Annotated in this window: 15 protein-coding genes and 1 other RNA gene; 10 read left to right on the top strand and 6 right to left on the bottom strand. The window is 65.8% G+C overall.

Going from position 1 to position 21,156, the window contains the following annotated elements; all coding sequences use genetic code 11:
- Positions 1–2 precede the first annotated feature (2 nt).
- Genes RT614_RS12615 through gyrA form a run of 5 tightly spaced genes read right to left on the bottom strand, consistent with a single transcriptional unit; the run spans position 3 to position 6,903 of the window.
- Positions 3–905, bottom strand: coding sequence for a prephenate dehydrogenase/arogenate dehydrogenase family protein (locus RT614_RS12615; RefSeq protein WP_313622430.1), 903 nt, complete (start codon positions 903–905; stop codon positions 3–5).
- Positions 902–2,023, bottom strand: coding sequence for a histidinol-phosphate transaminase (gene hisC, locus RT614_RS12610; RefSeq protein WP_313622429.1), 1,122 nt, complete (start codon positions 2,021–2,023; stop codon positions 902–904). The genes RT614_RS12615 and hisC overlap by 4 nt, the downstream gene beginning before the upstream one ends.
- 11 nt (positions 2,024–2,034) lie before the next feature.
- The gene (gene pheA, locus RT614_RS12605) at positions 2,035–3,120 is read right to left on the bottom strand and encodes a prephenate dehydratase (protein ID WP_313622428.1); all 1,086 of its coding nucleotides are present in this window, start codon (positions 3,118–3,120) and stop codon (positions 2,035–2,037) included.
- Positions 3,113–4,243, bottom strand: a complete 1,131-nt coding sequence (gene serC, locus RT614_RS12600; protein WP_313622427.1) for a 3-phosphoserine/phosphohydroxythreonine transaminase — start codon at positions 4,241–4,243, stop codon at positions 3,113–3,115. Before serC ends, pheA begins: the two co-directional genes overlap by 8 nt.
- The gene (gene gyrA / locus RT614_RS12595; protein ID WP_313622426.1) at positions 4,243–6,903 is read right to left on the bottom strand and encodes a DNA gyrase subunit A; all 2,661 of its coding nucleotides are present in this window, start codon (positions 6,901–6,903) and stop codon (positions 4,243–4,245) included. Before gyrA ends, serC begins: the two co-directional genes overlap by 1 nt.
- A gap of 412 nt (positions 6,904–7,315) precedes the next feature.
- On the opposite strand from gyrA, the gene ompA reads away from it, so the two are divergent.
- From ompA to ssrA, 5 genes are all read left to right on the top strand, one after another.
- A complete protein-coding gene (gene ompA, locus RT614_RS12590) occupies positions 7,316–7,897 on the top strand; it encodes an outer membrane protein OmpA (protein ID WP_313622425.1) in 582 nt (193 codons plus the stop codon).
- 150 nt (positions 7,898–8,047) lie between these two features.
- The gene (gene ubiG / locus RT614_RS12585) at positions 8,048–8,776 is read left to right on the top strand and encodes a bifunctional 2-polyprenyl-6-hydroxyphenol methylase/3-demethylubiquinol 3-O-methyltransferase UbiG (RefSeq protein ID WP_313622424.1); all 729 of its coding nucleotides are present in this window, start codon (positions 8,048–8,050) and stop codon (positions 8,774–8,776) included.
- Positions 8,773–9,447 (top strand): HAD-IA family hydrolase, encoded by a 675-nt coding sequence (locus RT614_RS12580; RefSeq protein WP_313622423.1) that lies wholly within the window; start codon positions 8,773–8,775, stop codon positions 9,445–9,447. The genes ubiG and RT614_RS12580 overlap by 4 nt, the downstream gene beginning before the upstream one ends.
- A 346-nt stretch (positions 9,448–9,793) precedes the next feature.
- The gene (locus RT614_RS12575) at positions 9,794–10,972 is read left to right on the top strand and encodes an MFS transporter (protein ID WP_313622422.1); all 1,179 of its coding nucleotides are present in this window, start codon (positions 9,794–9,796) and stop codon (positions 10,970–10,972) included.
- Positions 10,973–11,061: 89 nt separating this feature from the next.
- Positions 11,062–11,450: a transfer-messenger RNA gene (gene ssrA / locus RT614_RS12570) on the top strand.
- Between the two features lie 108 nt (positions 11,451–11,558).
- Here the strand turns inward: ssrA and RT614_RS12565 are convergent.
- The gene (locus RT614_RS12565; protein ID WP_313622421.1) at positions 11,559–11,813 is read right to left on the bottom strand and encodes a hypothetical protein; all 255 of its coding nucleotides are present in this window, start codon (positions 11,811–11,813) and stop codon (positions 11,559–11,561) included.
- Positions 11,814–12,237: 424 nt separating this feature from the next.
- Here RT614_RS12565 and wecB point away from each other — a divergent pair, with 424 nt between their 5' ends.
- The 5 genes from wecB to RT614_RS12540 are packed head-to-tail and all read left to right on the top strand — an operon-like array spanning position 12,238 to position 21,113.
- Positions 12,238–13,395, top strand: coding sequence for a non-hydrolyzing UDP-N-acetylglucosamine 2-epimerase (wecB, locus tag RT614_RS12560; RefSeq protein ID WP_313622420.1), 1,158 nt, complete (start codon positions 12,238–12,240; stop codon positions 13,393–13,395).
- A gap of 34 nt (positions 13,396–13,429) precedes the next feature.
- A complete protein-coding gene (locus RT614_RS12555) occupies positions 13,430–15,643 on the top strand; it encodes a cellulose biosynthesis cyclic di-GMP-binding regulatory protein BcsB (protein WP_313622419.1) in 2,214 nt (737 codons plus the stop codon).
- 18 nt (positions 15,644–15,661) lie between these two features.
- Positions 15,662–17,356, top strand: coding sequence for a glycosyl transferase family protein (locus RT614_RS12550; protein ID WP_313622418.1), 1,695 nt, complete (start codon positions 15,662–15,664; stop codon positions 17,354–17,356).
- Positions 17,353–20,085 (top strand): NfrA family protein, encoded by a 2,733-nt coding sequence (locus RT614_RS12545; RefSeq protein WP_313622417.1) that lies wholly within the window; start codon positions 17,353–17,355, stop codon positions 20,083–20,085. Before RT614_RS12550 ends, RT614_RS12545 begins: the two co-directional genes overlap by 4 nt.
- 35 nt (positions 20,086–20,120) lie before the next feature.
- Positions 20,121–21,113, top strand: coding sequence for an alginate O-acetyltransferase AlgX-related protein (locus RT614_RS12540; RefSeq protein WP_409558453.1), 993 nt, complete (start codon positions 20,121–20,123; stop codon positions 21,111–21,113).
- The last annotated feature ends 43 nt before the right edge of the window (positions 21,114–21,156 follow it).

Genomic DNA, 21,156 nt, shown 5'->3' with positions numbered 1-21,156 from the left:
AGCTACTCCTTGCGCCAGTTGCGGCGCGCCCGCGCCGCCGTATCCAGCAGCGTCAGCAAAGCCTCGCCGTCGCCATCGGCGATGGCGCGCTCGGCACGGTCCAGCACGCCGCGGACAGCGGCCAGTTCGGCCAGCATCGCGTCGCGGTTGGACAAAAAGATATCGCGCCACATCTCCGGCGACCCGGCCGCGATGCGTGTGAAATCGCGAAAACCGCTGCCCGCCAGTTCAAGCCGGGTGTTGGCGTCATCGGCCGTGGCCACCTGCTCCATGTAGACCGACGACAGCAGGTGCGGCAGATGGCTGACCGAAGCCAGTACGCGGTCGTGCGCATCGGCATCCATGTCCAGCACGTCGGCGCCACAAGCCAGCCACGCCTGGCTGACGAGTTCCCGGGAGTACGCGCTGTTCTCAGGCAAGGGGGTGAGGATGACCGCGCGCTTGCGATACAAGCTTGCGTCGGCAGCGTCTGGGCCCGTGCGCTCGGCGCCCGCGATGGGATGACCGGGGACGAATTGCCCAATACGGTCGCCCAGCGCGTCTCGCGCGGCCTGGACCACTTCGACCTTCGTGCTGCCCGCGTCGGTCAGCACGGCAGTGTCGGCCAGATGCGGCAGCATTTGCGACAGCACGGCTTTCAGTCCGCCCACCGGCGTGGACAGCAGGATCAGGTCCGCGCGACGCGCAGCCTCTTCGGCCGGCACGGCCTCGTCGATCAGGCCCAATTCAACGGCACGAGCCAGGGATTGCGCGTTGCGGCCCACGCCGAGCACTCGCCCCACCTGCCCCGCCTGGCGCAAGGCCGCAGCGAATGAACCGCCGATCAGGCCGACGCCAACTACCGCCAATACAGGAATCAGGGGGCCCGCGGCCCCCTGATCGGAAGAAGGTAACGCGTCGTTCATGCGGTCAGGATGGCGGTCAGGGCGTCAATGAATCGGGCATTTTCCTGCGGCAGGCCGATGGATACGCGCAGCCACTCGGGCAGGCCGTCGCCCGCCACGGGGCGCACGATGACGCCGCGCTTGAGCAGTTCAAGGTTGATTCGCGACGCGTCGCCCACGTGGACCAGCACGAAGTTGCCGTAGCTGGGCACGTAGCGCAGGTTCAGCTTTTCGAAGGCGGCGCAGAGCTGCGCCTTGCCGGCCTTGTTGGACGCGTACGCTTCCTCGAGGTAGGCGGCGTCGCCCAGGGCGGCGATGGCCGCCGCCTGCGCAAGCGTGTTGACGTTGAAAGGCTGGCGAACGCGATTCAGCAGATCCGTCAGGCCCGGCTGGGCGACCGAAAAGCCCACCCGCAAGCCTGCCAGGCCATACGCCTTCGAGAACGTGCGCGAGACGATCAGGTTCGGATAGCGGCGCGCCAACGCGGTGCTGTCGAAGCGGAATTCCGGATCAAGGTACTCGTTGTAGGCTTCGTCCAGCACGACGGTGACACGGTCGCCGTGAGCGGCATGCACACGCTCGAGGAAATCGGCAACCTTGTCGCCCGGCACGAAAGTGCCGGTCGGATTGTTGGGATTGGCGATGAAGACCAGGCGAGTGTCGTCGGCGATCGCGTCGAACATCGCGTCCAGGTCGTGGCCATAGTCGACCGCCGGCACCACGATGTGGCGCGCGCCGCGAGCCTGGGTGGCCAGGCGGTAGACCGCGAACGAATGCTGCGCGTACACCGCCGACGTGCCCTGCTCCAGCAATGCCAGCGCAGCGATTTCCAGGATGTCGTTGGAACCATTGCCCAGCGTGATCCAGTTCATCGGCACGCCGTAGCGCTCGGCCAAGGCGGCCTTCAGGTCGAAGCCGTTGGGGTCCGGATAGCGCGCCAGCGATTCGGCCGCGGCCAGCATGGCTTCGCGCGCCGACTTGGGCATGCCCAGCGGGTTTTCATTGGAAGCCAGCTTCACGATGGTGGCCGGATCCAGCCCGAATTCGCGGGCCAGTTCTTCGATCGGCTTGCCTGCCTGGTAGGGCGCGATGGCGCTGACGTGCGCGGGGGCAACGAGGGGCTTGGATGCGTTGGTCATGATGTGGGATGTCACTGCGCCGGGTACGAACCCAGCACTTTCAGGTAGGCAACCTGCGCCTGCAGGGCGGCCAGGGCGCGTTCGACGTTCGGATCGTTGCGGTGACCCAGGACATCGACGTAGAAATAATATTCCCACTGGCCGGTGCGCGCCGGACGCGATTCGAAACGCGTCATCGACACCCCGTTGGCGGCCAGAGGCGCCAGCATTTCATAGACGGCGCCCGCACGGTTGGGCACGGCCAGGATCAGGCTGGTCTTGTCCTTGCCGCTGACCAGGGGCTCGATGTTGCCGATGGCCAGGAAGCGGGTGCGGTTGTGCGGATCGTCCTGGATGCCGGCGGCGATGATCTGCAGGCTCCAGGCGGGCGCGGCGACATCGCCGGCGATCGCCGCGATGCTGGGATCCGCCGCGGCGGCGCGCGCCGCTTCGGAATTGCTGGACGCAGCCACGCGCTCGATATCGGGATAGTTGCGCGTCAGCCAGCCCTGGCACTGCGCCAGCGCCTGCGGATGCGCGGAGATGGTCTTGATGCCATCCATGCTGCCCGACTGCGACATCAGGCAGTGGCGGATCACCAGCGAGCGTTCGCCCAGGATCTTTACCGGCGTATTGAGCAGCAGGTCCAGGCTGCGGTTGACCGCGCCTTCGGTGGAGTTTTCCACCGGCACCATGCCCACGTCGGCCTGACCGGCCTCGACGGCGCGGAAGACTTCATCGAACGAGGCGCAAGGCAGCTTCTGCACCGCGCGGCCGAAATGTTCCAGTGCGGCCTGTTCCGAGAACGACCCCTGCGGCCCCAGGAACGCGACGGTCATGCCGCGCTCGAGACCGCGGCAGGCGGAGATGATCTCGGTCCAGACCGAGGCGACGCCCGCATTGGGGAACGGGCCCGGATTGATCTGCTGCAGGCGGCGGATCACTTCGGCTTCGCGCTCGGGGCGCAGGACCGGACCGTCGGCCTGCGCGGCGTGCTTGGCCTCGCCCACTTCCAGCGCGGCGCGGGCGCGCTGCGACAGGAGATCAAGGATTTGCGCATCAAGGTCATCGATGCGCTTGCGCAGGGGGAGCAGCTTGCGCTGCAGCTCTTCATCCATGGCGGCGCTCGAATTCCTTCAGGTACTCGACCAGCGCCGCCACCCCTTCCAGGGGCACGGCGTTGTAAATGGACGCACGCATGCCGCCCACGCTCTTGTGGCCCTTCAGCTGCGTCAGGCCGGCCGCCTCCGCGCCCTGCAGGAAGGCGTCGTTGAGCGATTCGTCGTGCAAGACGAACGGCACGTTCATGCGCGAACGCACGGGCGCGTGGATGGGATTGCGATAGAAGCCGCTGCTGTCCAGGTAGCCGTACAGCATGTCGGCCTTGGCCTTGTTGGCCGCTTCCATGCCGGCCACGCCGCCATGGGCCTTCACCCACTTGAACACGAGCCCGGCGACGTAGATCGCGAACGTGGGCGGCGTGTTGTAGCGGGAGTGCTCGGCGGCGACGTTGGCGTAGTCGAAGGCGGACGGGCAGATCGGCAGGGCCTGACCGATGAGGTCGCGGCGGGCGATGACCATGGTGACGCCGGCGGGACCCGCATTCTTTTGCGCGCCGGCATAGATCATGCCGCAGCGCGTCACGTCCATCGGACGCGACAGGAAATGCGAGGACGCATCGACCACCAGGGGCACGTCGGGCGCGCCAAGGTCGGCCGTGTCGGGCCAATCCAGGAACTCGACGCCGCCAATGGTTTCGTTGCTGCACAGGTGCAGGTAAGCCGATTCCTTGCGCACCTGCCAGGTCTCGACCGGCGGGACCCAAGTCAGCGGCGCCTGTTCGCGTCCGTCGATCACGGCGGCCTGTTCGCTGCTGGCGGCCACGTGGGTGCTGCCGTAGCGGCCGGCTTCCTTGTACGAGCGCTTGGACCAATGGCCCGTCACGACGAAATCCGCAGCCGGCGCGCCGCGGCGTCCCATGAGATTCATGGGAACGATGGCGTTTTCCCCGGAACCGCCGCCCTGCATGAACATGACGGCGTAGTCAGCCGGCAGGCCCAGCAGTTCGCGCAGATCGGCTTCTGCTTCGTCGCAGATCTGCACGAAGTGCTTGCCGCGATGGCTCATTTCCATCACGGACATGCCGCTGCCGTGCCAGTCCAGCATTTCCGCAGCGGCTTGCTGCAGCACAACCTCGGGCAAGGCCGAGGGGCCTGCCGAGAAGTTCCAGGGGCGGGCCATTATTGCTCCGTAGGTTCGGTCGAATCCGCTGCGTCGCTGCTGTCGTCGCCGCTGGCTTGCTGGTCGTCTTCGTCCAGTTCGCCGTCATCGTCCGCATCGCTTTCCACGACGCGGCGCACGCCGGACAGCGTGCTGCCGTCGTCGACGTTGATGAGCGTGACGCCCTGCGTCGCGCGGCCCATTTCGCGGATTTCCGCGACACGGGTGCGCACCAGGACGCCGCCAGTGGTGATCAGCATGATTTCGTCAGTAGGCGTGACCAGCACCGCACCGACCACCTTGCCGTTGCGCGAGGTGGTCTGGATGGCGATCATGCCCTTCGTGCCGCGGCCATGGCGCGTGTACTCGGCGATCGGCGTGCGCTTGCCATAACCGTTTTCGGTGGCAGTCAGCACGGTCTGCGTTTCGTCGCCGGCAACCAGCAGCGCGATGACCGTCTGCGTGTCTTCGAGCATCATGCCGCGCACGCCGCGAGCATTGCGGCCCATCGGACGCACGTCGTTCTCGTCGAAGCGCACGGCCTTGCCGGCGTCCGAGAACAGCATGACGTCGTGCTGGCCGTCGGTGAGGTCTGCGCCAATCAGGTAGTCGCCGTCGTCGAGGTCGACCGCGATGATGCCGGCCTTGCGCGGGTTGGAGAAGTCGGACAGCGGGGTCTTCTTGACCGTGCCGCGCGACGTCGCCATGAAGACGTAGTGATCTTCGCTGAATTCCTTGACCGGCAGCACCACCGTGATCTTCTCGCCGTCAGCCAGCGGGAACATGTTCACGATCGGCTTGCCGCGGGAATTGCGCGTGCCCTGCGGCACTTCCCAGACCTTCAGCCAGTAGACGCGGCCGCGATTCGAGAAGCACAGCAGGTAGTCGTGCGTATTGGCGATGAAGAGCTGGTCGATCCAGTCGTTTTCCTTCATGGCGGTGGCCTGCTTGCCCCGGCCGCCGCGCTTCTGCGAGCGGTACTCGGACAGCGGCTGGCTCTTGATGTAGCCGCCGTGCGACAGGGTCACGACCATGTCGGTGGGCGTGATCAGGTCTTCGGTGTCGAGTTCAGTGGCGTTGAGCTCGATCTCGGAGCGACGCGTATCCTTGGCGCCGGTCGAGAATTCGGCCTTGATGGCCTGCAGTTCTTCGCCAATGATGGCAGTGATGCGCTCGGGGCGAGCCAGGATGTCGAGCAGGTCGGCGATGGTGGACATGATGTCCTTGTATTCGCCGACGATCTTGTCCTGCTCCAGCCCGGTCAGGCGCTGCAGGCGCATGTTCAGGATTTCCTGGGCCTGGGTGTCGCTCAGGCGGTACAGGCCATCGCCCTGCAGGCCGAATTCGGCGCTCAGGTCGTCCGGACGGAAGGCCGCGCGGCCGCCAGGCGTGTCGCCGTCGGCGCGCGACAGCATTTCGCGCACCAGCGACGAATCCCAGGACTTTGCCATCAGTTCCTGGCGGGCCACCGGAGGCGTGGGCGCCGCCTTGATGATCGCGATGAAATCGTCGATGTTGGCCAGCGCCACCGCCAGACCTTCCAGCACGTGGCCGCGTTCGCGGGCCTTGCGCAGCTGGAACACCGTGCGGCGCGTGACGACTTCCCGGCGATGCTGCAGGAAGTAGTCGATCATCTGCTTCAGGTTGAGCAGGCGCGGCTGGCCGTCGACCAGCGCCACCAGGTTCATCCCGAAGGTGTCCTGAAGCTGCGTGTTCTTGTAGAGGTTGTTCAGGACAACCTCGGGCACCTCGCCGCGCTTGAGCTCGATGACCAGGCGCATGCCGTCCTTGTCGGACTCGTCCCGGATATCCGAGATGCCTTCGATCTTCTTGTCGTTGACCAGTTCGGCAATGCGTTCCTGCAGCGTCTTCTTGTTGACCTGGTAGGGAATCGCGTCGATGACGATGGCCTGGCGATTGCCCTTCTCCATGTCTTCGAAGTGCGTCTTGGCGCGCATGATGACGCGGCCGCGACCCGTGCGATAGCCTTCGCGCACGCCGGACATGCCGTAGATGATGCCGCCCGTGGGGAAATCAGGCGCCGGGATGAGTTCGATCAGCTCATCGACCGTGCACGCCGGATTGCGCAGGCAGTACAGGCAGCCGTCGACCACTTCCTGGAGGTTGTGGGGCGGGATGTTGGTGGCCATGCCCACCGCGATGCCGGAACTGCCGTTGACCAGCAGGTTGGGCAGGCGCGACGGCAGCAGCAGCGGTTCCTGTTCGCTGCCGTCGTAGTTGGGGCCGAAGTCCACGGTTTCCTGGTCGATGTCGGCCAGAAGTTCATGGGCGATCTTCGCGAGGCGGATTTCGGTGTAGCGCATCGCCGCGGCGTTATCGCCGTCGATCGAACCGAAGTTGCCCTGGCCGTCGACCAGCATGTAGCGCATGGAAAAATCCTGCGCCATGCGGACGATGGTGTCGTAGACGGACTGGTCGCCGTGGGGATGGTACTTACCGATGACGTCCCCGACGATACGCGCGGACTTCTTATAGGCGCGGTTCCAGTCGTTGTTCAGTTCGTGCATCGCGTAGAGCACGCGCCGGTGGACGGGCTTCAGGCCGTCCCGCACATCCGGTAGCGCCCGCCCGACGATCACGCTCATCGCGTAATCGAGGTAACTGCGGCGCATCTCTTCTTCCAGCGATACCGGAAGCGTCTCCTTGGCAAAGGAATCCATATATATAACGACAGAATCGTGTAAGGAGGAACCCGGGCCGGGTAAACAGGAAATTCTATCATTCGATTGAAGGACCGGCCTGACGGACTGCTGGAACGCGCCGCAAGCGGTCGGTATCCGGTCAGCCCCGGATGCCGCCCAAGCCAGCCCATCCGCGCCCTGCGGGCCTGTTGTCAAAAACCAACATGGGAAACGGCAGGAGTGCCGAAAACGTCATATCCAGCATTAATGCGCCTGTCCAGGGAAGCCAAAGACCCCCAAATGCCTTAAGATTGTTTCCAGCACGCAGGAAACCCAGTAGCTATTCCTTTGAACCAGCTCTTGGCGTTGCTATACTGGCCCCGTTTTCCTGATATGCGGCGGGGGTTCGCTGCGAGTCACTTATCCAGCTTCAAGCTCAACGAGGAGAAACATGAACAAACCCTCCAAATTCGCTCTGGCGCTCGCCTTCGCCGCCGTCACGGCCTCTGGTGTAGCTTCCGCGCAAACCGTGGACAACTGGCGCAACCCGTTCGGTAACGTTTGGAAGAACGGTACGAACGAACTGTGCTGGCGCGATGCCTTCTGGACCCCGGCCACCGGTATCCCCGGTTGCGACGGCGTCCCGGTTGCCCAACAGAAGGCGAAGCCGGCCCCGATGGCGGCAAAGGTCGTGTTCAATGCTGACACGTTCTTCGACTTCGACAAGTCGGTCCTGAAGCCCGAAGGTCGCCAACTGCTGCAGCAAGTTGCTCAGCAATCGCGCACCATCGATCTGGAAACCATCATTGCTGTCGGCCACACCGACTCCATCGGTACCGAAGAGTACAACCAGAAGCTGTCCGAGCGCCGCGCCGCTTCGGTCAAGGCCTACCTGGTCAGCCTGGGTATCGACCCCAACCGTATCTATACGGAAGGCAAGGGTGAGCTGCAGCCGATCGCTTCCAACAAGACGAAGGAAGGCCGCGCCCAGAACCGTCGCGTTGAGATCGAAATCGTGGGTAGCCGCAAGTAATTGCCGGACTAGCTACAATAAGGGGGCCTCGCATAGCGAGGCCCTTTTTTTCGCCCGCAATGCACTCTTCTGGTGCAATGCCGAGCCCGCCTTCCTCGCCTAGCGCGCTGGACCCCTCTATATATAGAGTTGCCTTACGCCGGACCGCCCATGAACACGCAAACCAACGACACCGCGCAAGCATCCGTCAACGCCGACCAGGCTGAAATCGACAAGTTCAGCGCCCTGGCCAGCCGTTGGTGGGATCCCGAAAGCGAGTTCAAGCCCCTGCACGCGATCAATCCGCTGCGGCTGGAATGGATCCAGGAATGCGCGGGCAGCCTTGCCGGCAGGAAAGTGCTGGACGTGGGCTGCGGCGGCGGCATCCTGTCGGAAGCCATGGCCCGCACTGGCGCCGAGGTAACGGGCATCGACCTGGCCGACAAATCCCTGAAGATCGCACGCCTGCATGGCCTGGAATCGGGCGTGAAGGTGGAGTACCGCAAGGTGCCCGTCGAGGAGCTGGCGGCCGAACAGCCCGGCCAGTACGACGTGGTGACGTGCATGGAGATGCTGGAGCACGTGCCGGATCCGGCATCTATCGTGCGGGCCTGCTCGACGTTGGTCAAGCCGGGCGGCTGGGTGTTCTTTTCCACCCTGAACCGCAACCCCAAGTCTTTCCTGTTCGCGATCATCGGCGCCGAATACGTGCTGCGCCTGCTGCCCCGTGGCACCCATACCTACGACCAGTTCATCAAGCCCAGCGAACTGACCGCAGCGGCGCGCGGCGCGGCGCTGGAGCCGATCAGCATGCGCGGCATGGAATACAACCCGATCACCCAAATCTACTCGTTGTCGTCCGACACGTCGGTCAACTATCTGATGGCTACCCGCAAATGAGCGCTCTAATCCTGTTCGATTTCGACGGCACGCTGGCCGACACCGCCCCCGACCTTGCCGCCGCCGCAAACCGTCAGCGTACCCGCCGCGGCCTGGAGCCGATGGCGTACGAGGCGCTGCGCCCGGTGGCTTCGCAAGGCGCGCGCGGCCTGTTGCGCGTGGCGCTGGGCCTGCAGCCCGGGGACCCGGACTACGAACCGACGCGCCTGCAGTTCCTGGAAGACTACGCAGCTGGCTCCACCGTTCACAGCAAGCTGTTTCCGGGCATCGAAGACCTGCTTGCGGACATTCGCGGCCGCGGGCTGTCCTGGGGCATCGTCACCAACAAGGTCACGTACCTGACCTTGCCCATCGTCGAGTTCCTGGACCTGACGCGCGATAGCGCCGTGCTGGTCTGCGGGGACACCACGGCCCATGCCAAGCCGCATCCGCTGCCGCTGCAGCATGCCGCCCGGGAAGCGGGCTTCGCCACCGACCGCTGCGTCTATGTCGGCGACGATTTGCGTGACATCCAGGCGGCGCATGCCGCGGGCATGCCGGCCGTCGCGGCGGCCTACGGCTACGTCGGCGAAGACGACGACGTGATCGCCTGGCAGGCCGAAACCTGCGCCAACAGCCCTGCCGAACTGTGGTCCGCCATCCAGCCGCTGCTGCCCACCGACCTGCGCTGAAGCCGCTGGCGCGGACCGCCGACTGACGGTCCGCGTACTTCTCAAGACTGTTCGGCTTCATTAGTGAAGCTGACCGAACAATCTATCCGGATAACCAGGGTTTATCCGGACGCTCATGTCCCCTACAGTGTGAAGCGTGCATGGCATCCGGGGCATTCCCGATTGCCTGTTTGCCGGCTGAAGCCGGCGCTGCGGCTCCTGCCATCCGCAGCCACTGATCTTCGCGCTGACGGCCTACGCCCTCTCGCATCGTGCCCGCTCACTTGCCGCGGCGCACTCCTGACCTTTTTGTTCCACCCGCCCCTGCCCGCGCGTCGCCACCCGGCGGCTCGCCCAAGGAATGCCTATGCTTTTGCCCATCCTGCTTCTTTCCGCCGCTGGTTTCACCATCCTCACCACTGAATTCCTGATCGTGGGGCTGCTGCCCGGCCTGGCCCGCGACCTGGACGTGACCGTGTCACAGGCCGGCCTGCTGGTGACCCTGTTCGCATTTACGGTCGCTGCCACCGGCCCCCTGCTCACCGCCCTGATGGCGAATATGGAGCGCAGGCGCCTGTTCATCGGCGTGCTGCTGCTGTTTGGCCTGTCCAACGCGCTGGCGGCCGTGGCGCCGAACATCTGGGTGATGGCAATCGCCCGCTTCGTTCCCGCCCTTGCGCTGCCGGTGTTCTGGTCGTTGGCCAGCGCCACCGCGGTCGAATTGGTCGGCCCCGCTCGTGCGGGACGCGCGATTTCCACCGTGGCCTTCGGCATCGTGGCTGCCACGGTGTTCGGCATTCCCATCGGCGTGCTGATCTCCGACGCCTTCGGGTGGCGCGCCGCCTTCTGGGTCCTGTCGGCGGTGGCGTTCGCCAAGGCCCTTCTGCTGTTCATTACCTTTCCGAGCACGCGCATCCGTGCCGACAGCGTGCGGCTCGTCACGCAGTTGCAGATCCTGCGCAACCCCATGGTGGTCGGCCACGTGCTGTTGTCGCTGCTGGTGTTCACGGGCATGTTCACGGCCTACACCTACCTGGCGGACATGCTTGAGCGTCTGGGCGGGTTCGACGGCAAGGTCGTCGGCTGGAGCATGATGGCGTTCGGAGCCGTGGGGCTGATCGGAAATACCCTGGGCGGCCGCATGGTCGATCGCAGCCCGCTGGGCGCCACCGCCCTCTTTTCCGCGTTGATGGCCGCAGGCCTGGCGTTCATTGCCCCGGTCATGCAGTCGCATGGCTTGCTGGCCGTGGCGCTTGGGATCTGGGGGATCGCCCAGGCCGCGCTGTTCATCGTTTGCCACGTGCGGCTGATGAAGTCGGCGCCCGAAGCGCCCGCCTTTGCCGCGTCGCTGAACATCTCCGGCGCCAATATCGGCATCGGGCTGGGGGCCGTGGTGGGCGGCCATGTGATCGACAGCTACGGCCTCGCCTCCCTGGGCTGGGCGGCCGCCATCATCGTTGGTGTTTCGGTGGGACTGGCCGGGCTGATGATGGCAGCTTCACGCCCCGGCCGGCAGTCCAAGGCCGCCTGCGCGAACGCCACTTGAACGCGCTGTGTCCCCCGCGCCACGGCCAGGCCGATCGCGGGGCTACACCATGGCAGGCTATTGCGTTTGCCAGTACAATAGAAGTTCTTGGGGCCGATCCGGATTCGACGTGGGTCGCGAAACAACTCAGGGCATGCCGAGCACCAGTACGCTCGTTAAACCACTGGAACACTACAAACGCCAACGACGAGCGTTTCGCTCTCGCCGCTTAAGCGGTGAGCCGCTGCACTGATCTGTCCTTGGGTCAGGCGGAGGAAGGCAACTTCCTAGGGGGGTAACCCTCGAACCGCAGCAGCGACATTCACAAGGAATCGGTCTGCGCTGGGGTCACACGGCTCAGATTTAAATTACGTGAATCGCTTTGGTCCGGCCTGTCGGTTGGCTAAGTCCAAAGTTAAAACCAAATAAATCGACTACGCATGTAGAACTGGTTGCAGAGGGCTTGCGGACGGGGGTTCAATTCCCCCCGGCTCCACCAAGATTCTGTTCAGCGATGTCAGCTGAAATCAAAAATCCTCAAGGATGCAAATCCTTGAGGATTTTTTTCGTCCGTGCGCCGCCGGGCGGCAGATTCAAGAACAAGGGTTCATTGCCTGTTGACCCAGTCCTGCGCGCCTTCGATGAACCAGGGGAGATTCAAGCGCTCGCCCTCGCCCGACTGGATGGTCAGGCGCTCTCCTGAAGGATTGGCGTTGCTGCTCGAGCCCGCTGGCGTATCCAGGGGACGGCTGCGGTAGTCCACGTTGTCGGATTGACGGGAAGGTTGGTCCGCGCAGGCGGCGATCGACGCGACTGCCGCTGACACGAGGACCAACCGCAGCGCTGTGTAAAGGGTCTTCATGGTGTTCAGGTTCCTGCTGGCGGCACGGGCCGACGTGCCAGGTGATCCAGGCCTTAACCCCGTACCTTACTCGCATAACGCCTGCGCCGAATCCAATGGTGGAACAGGACGTTTCGCCGAGCTCGGGCCCCCCGGCCGCCGCCCTCCCCAGCCTTGCAGAACCACCCGCCAATCGCGCCTACAACGATCCAACTGAAATAGGCTGTTTCAGGCAGCCATGAGGGCCTGTAACGGCCCCTTTGATCCGCCCCACATTTTTGCCCGAAAAGGCCCGCAGCCATGGGGCCCGGGCGTCGTCACCCTCCGCCCGCGTCCTGCCAGCCTATGGGAATGGCTGGACATAATCCGACACATATTACGAATGCTTTCAAGACAAAATAAACGCAAGAAATTGCCACTGACTGCCGGGGGGTCTGTTTGCGCTATGAAGGTCCTGTCAATTTTCGGTACCCGTCCCGAGGCCATCAAGATGGCGCCCCTGGTCACCGCGCTGCAAAACGAGCCTCTGGTCGAAAGCGTGGTTTGCGTAACCGGCCAGCACCGGGAAATGCTGGACCAGGTGCTGGCGCTGTTTGAACTCAAGGCGCATCACGATCTGGACATCATGGTGCCTAACCAGACGCTCAATGGCTTGTATGCCCGCCTGATCAGCCGGGTGGACGGCGTGCTGGAAAAGGAGAAGCCGGATTGCGTGCTGGTGCATGGCGACACCAGCACGGCTTCGGCGTGCGCGCTGGCGTCGTTTCATCGGCGCGTGCGCATCGGCCATGTCGAAGCGGGCTTGCGCACCGGCAATCTGGCGATGCCCTTTCCCGAGGAAATGAACCGCCGCGTGGTCGACGCCGTGGGCGACCTGTTGTTCGCCCCGACGGCGGAATCGCGTGCGAATCTGCAGCGCGAGCACCTGGCCGGCAGCATCACGGTCACCGGCAATACGGTGATCGACGCCCTGGCCATGACGTGCGCCAAACTGACAGCCGGCGGCCCGCTGGACCGCACGCTGCAAGCCCGCTACGGCTGGCTGGACCCCGGGCGCCGCCTGCTGCTTGTGACCGGCCACCGGCGCGAGAGCTTCGGCGACGGCTTTCGGAACATCTGCGCGGCGCTGGCGGAACTGGCGCGGCGTCCGGACCTGCAGATCGTCTACCCCGTCCACCTGAATCCGCAGGTGCGCGGCGTGGTGATGAGCGAACTGTCCGGGCTGGCGAATGTGCACCTGATCGATCCCCTGGACTACCTGGATTTCGTCTGGTTCATGCAGCGCTCCCATCTGATCCTTACCGATTCGGGGGGCGTGCAGGAAGAGGCGCCCTATCTGGGCAAACCGGTGCTGGTGATGCGCGATGTCACTGAACGGCCAGAAGCTGTGCGTGCGGGCACGGTGGCGCTGGTGGGCACCGACACCCGGCGCATCGTGGCCGAGGTCAACCGGCTGCTGGACGACGCCGCGCTGCATGGCGCGTTCTCCCGACGAATCAACCCGTATGGCGACGGCCGGGCCAGCCAGCGCATCGTCGATGCGCTCTGCGGCCGCGCCGTGTCGGAATTCGATCCCCACGCGTCCACCCCCTACCCCGTCTGACCCCGCTGCAATGCCCTTTTTGCCTGGAGCTTTCATGCCACTCTCCTCACACGCAACCGATGTCCGCAAGTTGTGCCGCGCTCTCGTGGCCGCAGGACTGCTGGCGCCGCTGGGCGCGCTGGCCAGTCCTGCTGGCGACGCCTTGCGCCGGCTGCAGGCCGACGATCAGGTGGCGCGCAGCATCACGCTGGAGGACCTGGGCGTCAGCGAACCGGTTGTCCTGAGCAACAGCGATGCGCGCCAGGAGTTCTACCTGCCGGTGCCTCGCGGGGTGCCGATAACGGACGCAAGGCTGGATTTCGACGCCCGCTACACCAAGGGCGAACCGGGGCGGACCAGCATGGTGCTGTGGCTGGACGGCGTGCCGCAATCCGCGCAGCGGATCGCCGACGGCGAGGGTTCGGCCAGTCGGGGCTTGGGCGTCGAACCTCGCGCGCGCGAGTCGGGCTTTCTGCGCGTAGGCGTCGACTGGCAATCCGACATCGCGCTGCGCCATTGCGAAAGCAACCGCGCCACCGGCAATGCGCTGACGATCTCGCCGCAGACCAGGCTCAATTACCGTTATGACGCGTCCGCGATCGACAGCCTGGACGACGCCTGGGGCTCGCTGCCCGGCAAACCCGTTTTGATGGTTGCCAGCCGCAAGCTGGACCAGCAGGCATTCGACAGCGCATGGCGCCTGGGCGTGGCGCTGGAGCGCAGCGGAAAGCGCGTCAGCGTTCGCGCTTTCCCGGCCGTGGGCGACGAGGTGGACACACGCGGCCTGCAGGCTCCCACGGGGCTGGCGCAGGTGCCGGCGTTCGCCGCGCTTGCCGGCAAGGAAACGCACAAGGTGGCCAATCCGGCCGAGATCGGCGCCCTGCTTGTCATGGGCGCGCCTGCCGTTGCCGGCGACGTGGTCATCGCCGATGCCGCGCTGACCGCAAAATACAACGAAGCGCTGGACGCGCTGCAGGCGCAGCTTGCGGCGGATGCGGATGCCGCGGACGCCTTCAAGGGCTGGCGACAGCAGCGCATGCCGCTGGCCGCCGCCGGGCTGCCGGCCAAGGAGATCCGTCTGCTGCCGCTGGGCCGCCAGGCGGTGATCGCGGTGGCGGCCGACGCGGGCGCGCAAGCCGCCGGCGTCTTCGACACGGCCTGGCGCCGCATCCTGGTCAGCCGCCAGGTGCAGGTGCAGACGGCCGCCCCGCCGCAGTCTTTCCAGGACGGCAGCGTGCGCCTGTCGAGCCTGGGCGGATCCGCGACCAGCTTCGACGTGGTGGCGCGCGGCGACTGGAATACGTCCTTCCCGCTGGCGGCCGTGTCCGCCGACGGCCGCGTGCCGGACGAGCTGGTCATGGATGTCTCCGCCGCGCCCGGCGCCTCGTCGACACGTCCTGTCGCTTCTGTTTTCTGGAACGGAATCCTGCTGGGCGCCAAGCAACTGGATGCGAACGGACGGCCCGAACGGTTGACGGCCCGCGTGCCGGCTTACGCGCTGGGCGTGACCAACGCCGTGCGCGTCACGTTCCAGCGGCAGCCCGTGTCCGTGGACTGCAACGAAATCCCGCAGGGCTATCCCGTCAACGTCCTGCCGACCAGCTACGTGAAGCCGGGCAAGGCGCTGCCGGACGGCACCTTCGTGGGCTTGCTGCCGTTGATGGCCGCAAGCCCGCAGGTGCTGATTCCAGACAGCTACCTGGCCGACGCACCCGACAACATCAAGCGATTGATCAGCATCGCCGCAGCCAGCGGCGTATCGGCCACGCGCGCTGAACTGACGGTCTCGCCGGCCGGCCAGGCAGTCAAGCCCGCGCGCGCCTTCCTGGCAATGGAACTGCCGGTTGAAGGCGCCAAGCCCGCGGTCAAGGTTACCGACCGCAAGCAACTGCAGGTGGCCGGCAAGGACGCGACCTGGCTGGACATTTCAGGTCTGGCCCGGTTGAGCACGGCCGAAGTGGTGAACGCCGGCGGCCAGGAAGGTGTGCTTTGGCACACGCTGGGCCAGCAGCCGGGCATGACGGACAAGCCCTTTGTGCTCAATCGCGGAAACATCGCAATCATCGGCGCGGCGGGTCCGCTGGCCTGGATAGACAGCGCCAACCCGGACGCCAGCCACCCGCCCGGCGCAGGCGAAAGCGCGTTCTTCGAATGGCGCCGCTATATCTCGTGGAGCGTGCCGGCCATCAGCATCAGCCTGCTCGTGCTGCTGCTGATCCTGATCCTCGCCCTTCGCGTCAGCCGCAGGAAAAACAAGGATCCCAAGTAACCCGGAGGCGCCGGCGCCATGTCCTCGCTCTACTGGCCCTACCTCATCGCGGACTACTACCGCGGCCTGGAGGTCGTGACCGCCGTCGTGGGCGTGATCATCCTGCTGTCCAGCCTGGATGATCTGTTCATCGACGGCTGGTTCTGGCTGCGCGAGCTGCGGCGGTCGCTGACCATCAAGCGTCGCTATGCGCCGCTGACGGCCGAGCAGCTGCGCGCGAAGGAAGAGCAGCCGCTGGCCATCATGGTGCCGGCCTGGCTGGAATACGACGTGATCGCGTCGATGCTCGAGACCATGGTGTCGACGCTGGAATACAAGAACTACATGATCTTCGCCGGCACCTACCAGAACGACGAGCGCACGATCAAGGAAGTGGAACGGATGCGGCGGCGCTACAGGCAGTTGATCCGCGTGGAGGTGCCGCACGACGGCCCCACCTGCAAGGCGGACTGCCTGAACTGGATCGTGCAGGCGATCTTCGCGCAGGACGCCAAGCAGCCCGTGCCCTTTGCCGGCGTGATCCTGCACGACTCGGAAGACGTGCTGCACCCGCTGGAGTTGAAGTACTACAACTACCTGCTGCCGCGCATCGATTTCATCCAGCTTCCGGTGACGTCGCTGGAACGGCACTGGTATGAGCTGGTCGCCGGCACCTACATGGACGAGTTCGCCGAATGGCACACCAAGGACCTGGTGGTGCGCGAAAGCCTGTCCAAGATGGTGCCGTCCGCGGGCGTGGGCACCTGCTTTTCGCGGCACGCGCTGGTGGAACTGGCGGCCGAGACGAACAACCAGCCGTTCAACACGGACACGCTCACCGAGGACTACGACATCGGCGCGCGGCTGGCCCAGCGTGGCATGCGGCAGATCTTCGGCAAGTTTCCCGTTGAATACGTGACACGCCGCCACACCTGGTTCGGCATGGGCAAGGAGCACGTCGCGCACCTGCGCATGCCGCTTGGCGTGCGCGAATACTTTCCAAATACCTTCCGCACTGCGTACCGGCAAAAGGCGCGCTGGACGCTGGGCATCGGGCTGCAGGGCTGGCAGCAGGTGGGATGGACGGGATCGCTTGCCACCAAGTACCTGCTGTTTCGGGACCGCAAGGGCCTGGTCACGTCGTTCATCGCGATCCTGGCCTACGTGCTGCTGGCCAATTTCTTCGTCTTCTACCTGGCCGATCTGTTTGGCTGGTGGACGGTGTACTACCCGTCGTACTTCCGGCCGGGCGGCTGGCTGGTGACGCTGATGTGGGCCAACGCGGTGGCGCTGCTGCTGCGCGTGGTGCAGCGCGCTTACTTCGTCGGCCGGATGTATGGCTGGGAACACGCGCTGCTGTCGATTCCCCGGATGATCGTGGGCAACTTCATCAACGCCATGGCGGCGGCGCGCGCCTGGCGGCTGTTCATCGGCCACCTGATCACCGGCAAGCGCCTGGCCTGGGACAAGACCATGCATGACTTCCCGTCCACGGACCAGTTGGCGCAGCAGCGCCAGCGCCTGGGCGAACTGCTGCTGTCCTGGCAGGCGATCGACCAGACCACGCTGGAGCAGGCGCTGGAGATCCAGGCGCGCGAGAAAAAGCCGCTGGGCCAGATCCTGACCGAACAGGGCTGGCTGGACGAAGGCACGCTGCACGAAGCCATCCAATTCCAACAGTCCGGACAAGGCGATCCCCCCGCCGCGCCAGAAAACAAACCCGCCATTCCATGATGTCCTTTCGTCGATCGCTCGTCCTGTCCGCCGCCCTGGCCTGCGCCTGGAGCGCAATGCCGGCCGGCGCCCAGCAGCCCGCGAGCAAGGCCGAAGCGCCGCTGGAAGGCGCTGCGTGGCAGTTCGCCGACGAGGGCTACAAGAACTACGACGCCGGCAATTACGCGCTTGCGCAGCAGCAGGCGGAATCAGCCATTGTGTTGCGCCCGGACGTGGAACGCCTGCGCCTTTTGCTGATCTATTCCCTGCAGAAGCAGGGCAAGCTGCAAGAGGCCGACAAGGCGGCGGCAGACTCCATCGCCAGCGGACTGGACACGCCGGCCCTGCGCCAGGCGCGCGCCAACTTGCGTCCCGCCGCTGCGCAGCCCCGGGCAAGCGCGCCCGCGCCTGGCCCCAGCAGCGCCTACCAGCGAGGCTTTCCGATAGCCACGCGCGCCTACGCCGACTACAACCGCGCGGACTACCCCGCCGCCGAGCGCGGCGCGGAGCGCGCGTTCCGCATCGATCCCAAACAAGGCGCATGGGCCATGCTGTGGCTGGATGCCCTGGAGGCGCAGGGCAAGTACGCCGAAGCGGAGGCCGCGGCCGGCAAGGCGGCGGCCCTGGGCGCGCCCAACAAGAACGACTTGGCTGCGAGGCAGCAGACGCTCAAGCGCCGGATGGCCGTCAAGCCCGCCGAAGAGGGCTACCAGGCGCTGATCGCCAACCGTCCCGGCGACGCCGTGCCGCTGGCGCGGCAGGCCGTCGCGTTGGCGCCCGACAGTCCCAGCCACCGCCTGTTGCTGATCACCGCGCTCATGCTGGACAACCAGCTTGCGGCCGCCGAGGAAGCGGCCACGGACGCCATGAAGCAGGACGACGAGAACACCGTTGCCCTGCTGATGCGCGGCTATCTGCGCCAGCGCCAGGGCAAGACGGACCTGGCCGATGCCGATTTCGACGCGGCCCTCAAGCAGGACTGGCTGGACGATGAACAGCGGCGCAACGTGCGCCTGATCGCCGCGGACGCGGCGCTGGCGGCGGGCGAGAACGCGCGCGCGCTGACATTGGTGGAGCCGCTGGGAGCCAAGGACGAGGCGGCTGCACAGCGGGTCAAGCGCGCCGGCGCCCGGCCCGCCATTCCCGCCACGCTGACGCTGGCCAACTATCCCGCCCCCGTCCAGGACTGCCGCGATACGCCCTACGGCACGTCCTGCGAGCTGCTGCCCTCCGACGCCGCGGGCAGCGGCGGGCCGGCGGCACTGGCCTACGCCGCCTACGCGCGCGAGGACTATCAGGAAGCCATCAGTCAGTCCCGCAAGGCCGTGGAGCAGGATCCCGCCAACAAGGAATACCAGCGGCTGCTTACCACCACGCTTGCGGCGGGCAACGCGGCGCAATTGGCAGAGGCCAACACGCGCATGGACGAAGCGCTGGCCGCCCAGCCGGACGACCCCACCCTGCTGATGCAGCGCGGCTACCTGCACCAGCGCATGCGCCAGCCCAAGCTGGCGCTGCAGGACTTCCAGGCCGCCCGCGCCACGGGCAAGGCGCCGCCCACCGTGATCCTGGACGAGGGCTATGCCCTGGCCGCCACGGGCGACAAGCGGGGATCCGTCGAGCGCCTGAAAGAGGCCATCGACGAGAACGATGCGGGCAAGCTCGAACTGACGCCGCAGCAGCGCTTCGACACACGCAACGCGATCGGCGGGTTGTCGCGCGAATGGGGCGGTTATTTTTCCGCGGGCTATCGCGGCGCGCGGCCGGCGTCGTCGGGCCTGGGCGGCGCGGCCATCACCGTGCCCGGCGATGCCGTGTTCAGCACCGCGGAAATCTTCTGGCGGCCCTCCGATTTCCTGAACTCGTCCACCCGCACGTTCGAGGTGTACGCGCGCCTGTCGAACACCCTGTACGACAAGGGCGGCAAGACCACCAGCCAGACGGTGTCCGACCCTTGCGGCGGATCCATCGACGTCAATGAAACATCCAACCAGGGCATCTCCGGCATCCCTACGACGGTGGGCTCGCTGGGCATGCGCTTCACGCCGTCCACCGAGGTCGGACTGACGTTCGGCCTGGAGCGCCAGTTCAACCTGGGCAGCGCCACCCGCCGCGGCACGTTCAGCCCCGACCCGGCCGCCCTGCGTTGCGCGCTGAACCGCGACAACCAGACGGCGCATTACCAGACGGATGCCGGCAGCGGCGGCTGGCTGGCCTATGTGACTTATGGCCTGTACGAAGGCACGACGCTGCGCATCGACCGGCCGGACTGGTTCACGATGGAAGGCTATCTGCAGGCCGGATACTCGTGGCAGGACATGCCCGCGAAGTTCTGGCTGCGCGACAACTCGACGGGCGTGGACGGCGAAAAATCGTCTGGCCGGCTGAAGCGCGACCAGGCCTTCGGCGCCGGGGAACTGCGCGTGGGCCGCAGCTATCGCGTGGACGCCATCAGCGAACGATTGGTGTTCTTTCCCTATGCCGTGGTCGGCGGGGACTGGTTGTGGAACAAGAACTCGGTGTCGGGCTTCGACATCGATGGGTCCGATTCCTACCGGCTGCTGGGCAATGGCTCATCGTGGTCGATGGGCGCCGGCCCCGGCTTCAACCTGCGCTACTGGTTCCGCGAAGACCACTACACCGCGCCCATGTCCTATCTGGACCTGACGACGCAATACCGTTTCAACATCGGCGGCGGACAGGCCGACCGGGCCAAGGGCCTGTTCATCAACCTGACCCTGTCGTACTGACGACACGCCGATCCGCACCAACAGGAGCCACTTCCATGCCATCCGCCTTCCGCCCCACGCAGCGCACCGTCCGCGGCTTCATGTCGGCCGCCGTCCTGGCCGCGGCCGTCACCGGCGCACACGCCCAGCAGGCATCGTCCATCGTGATCCTGGGCAAGGACAACTGGCTGTTTCCTGGTTGGGGCAGCCTGACGCAGGTCGACACGCGCGGCATCGACGCGTCCACGCAGCTTGTACGCGAAACGCGCGATGCGCTGGCGGCCAAGGGCATCCAGCTTGAAGTGCTGGTGCTGCCGGACAAGACGCTCTTCCATCAGGACAAGCTGCCGGACGGCAAAGCGCTGAGCGCCGACGTCAAGAAGCGCTACCAGACCATCCAGGACAAGCTCAAGCAGGCCGGCATCGCCACCATTGACGACGAGGCCGTCCTGCAGCGCGTGAAGAGCGGCGGGCAGGAGGTCTTCTACCGCACCGACCAGCATTGGACGCAGGCAGCCGCCGACGCCACGGCCGACGCACTGGCGGCGCGCATCAAGCAGGACGTCAAGACGCTGGCCGGCAAGCCCGGCACCGGCATGCCGCTGGGCAGCGTCGTCAACGAACGCCGCTACGGCGACCTGGCCGAACTGTTCCTCACGCCGGACCAGCGCAAGCAGGCCGGGCGCGAGACCTTCACGGTGCGGCGCCAGGCCGACAACCAAAGCCTGCTGGACGACACGCCCGCGCCGGTGCACGTCACCGGCCACAGCATGGTGCAGCCCTACTTCGGCTTTCCGCAGAAGCTGTCGAACGCGCTGGACCGGCCGGTGTCCGTCAACTGGAAGCCGGGCAACGTGGGCCATTGGGTCATGCTGCTGGAATATCTGGAATCGCCCGCCTTCAAGCAGAACAAGCCGCAGGTGCTGGTCTGGCAGATGTTCGAGCCGACCTATGCGCAGGGACCCGAGGCGCGGGGGCTGTGGGACAACGCGTCCATCATGAGCGCCGACGCGTGGCGCGGACGCATGAAAGCCGCGATCGGGAAGTAGGCCCGTGACGCCGACGGACACCCCCGGCGCGGCCGGCCACCGG

Origin of the sequence: Achromobacter sp. (assembly GCF_032102605.1) — a bacterium.
Taxonomy (GTDB): Bacteria; Pseudomonadota; Gammaproteobacteria; order Burkholderiales; family Burkholderiaceae_B; genus Achromobacter.
Note: the sequence above shows the minus strand (reverse complement) of the source record. Positions and strands in the feature narration are given on the sequence as shown.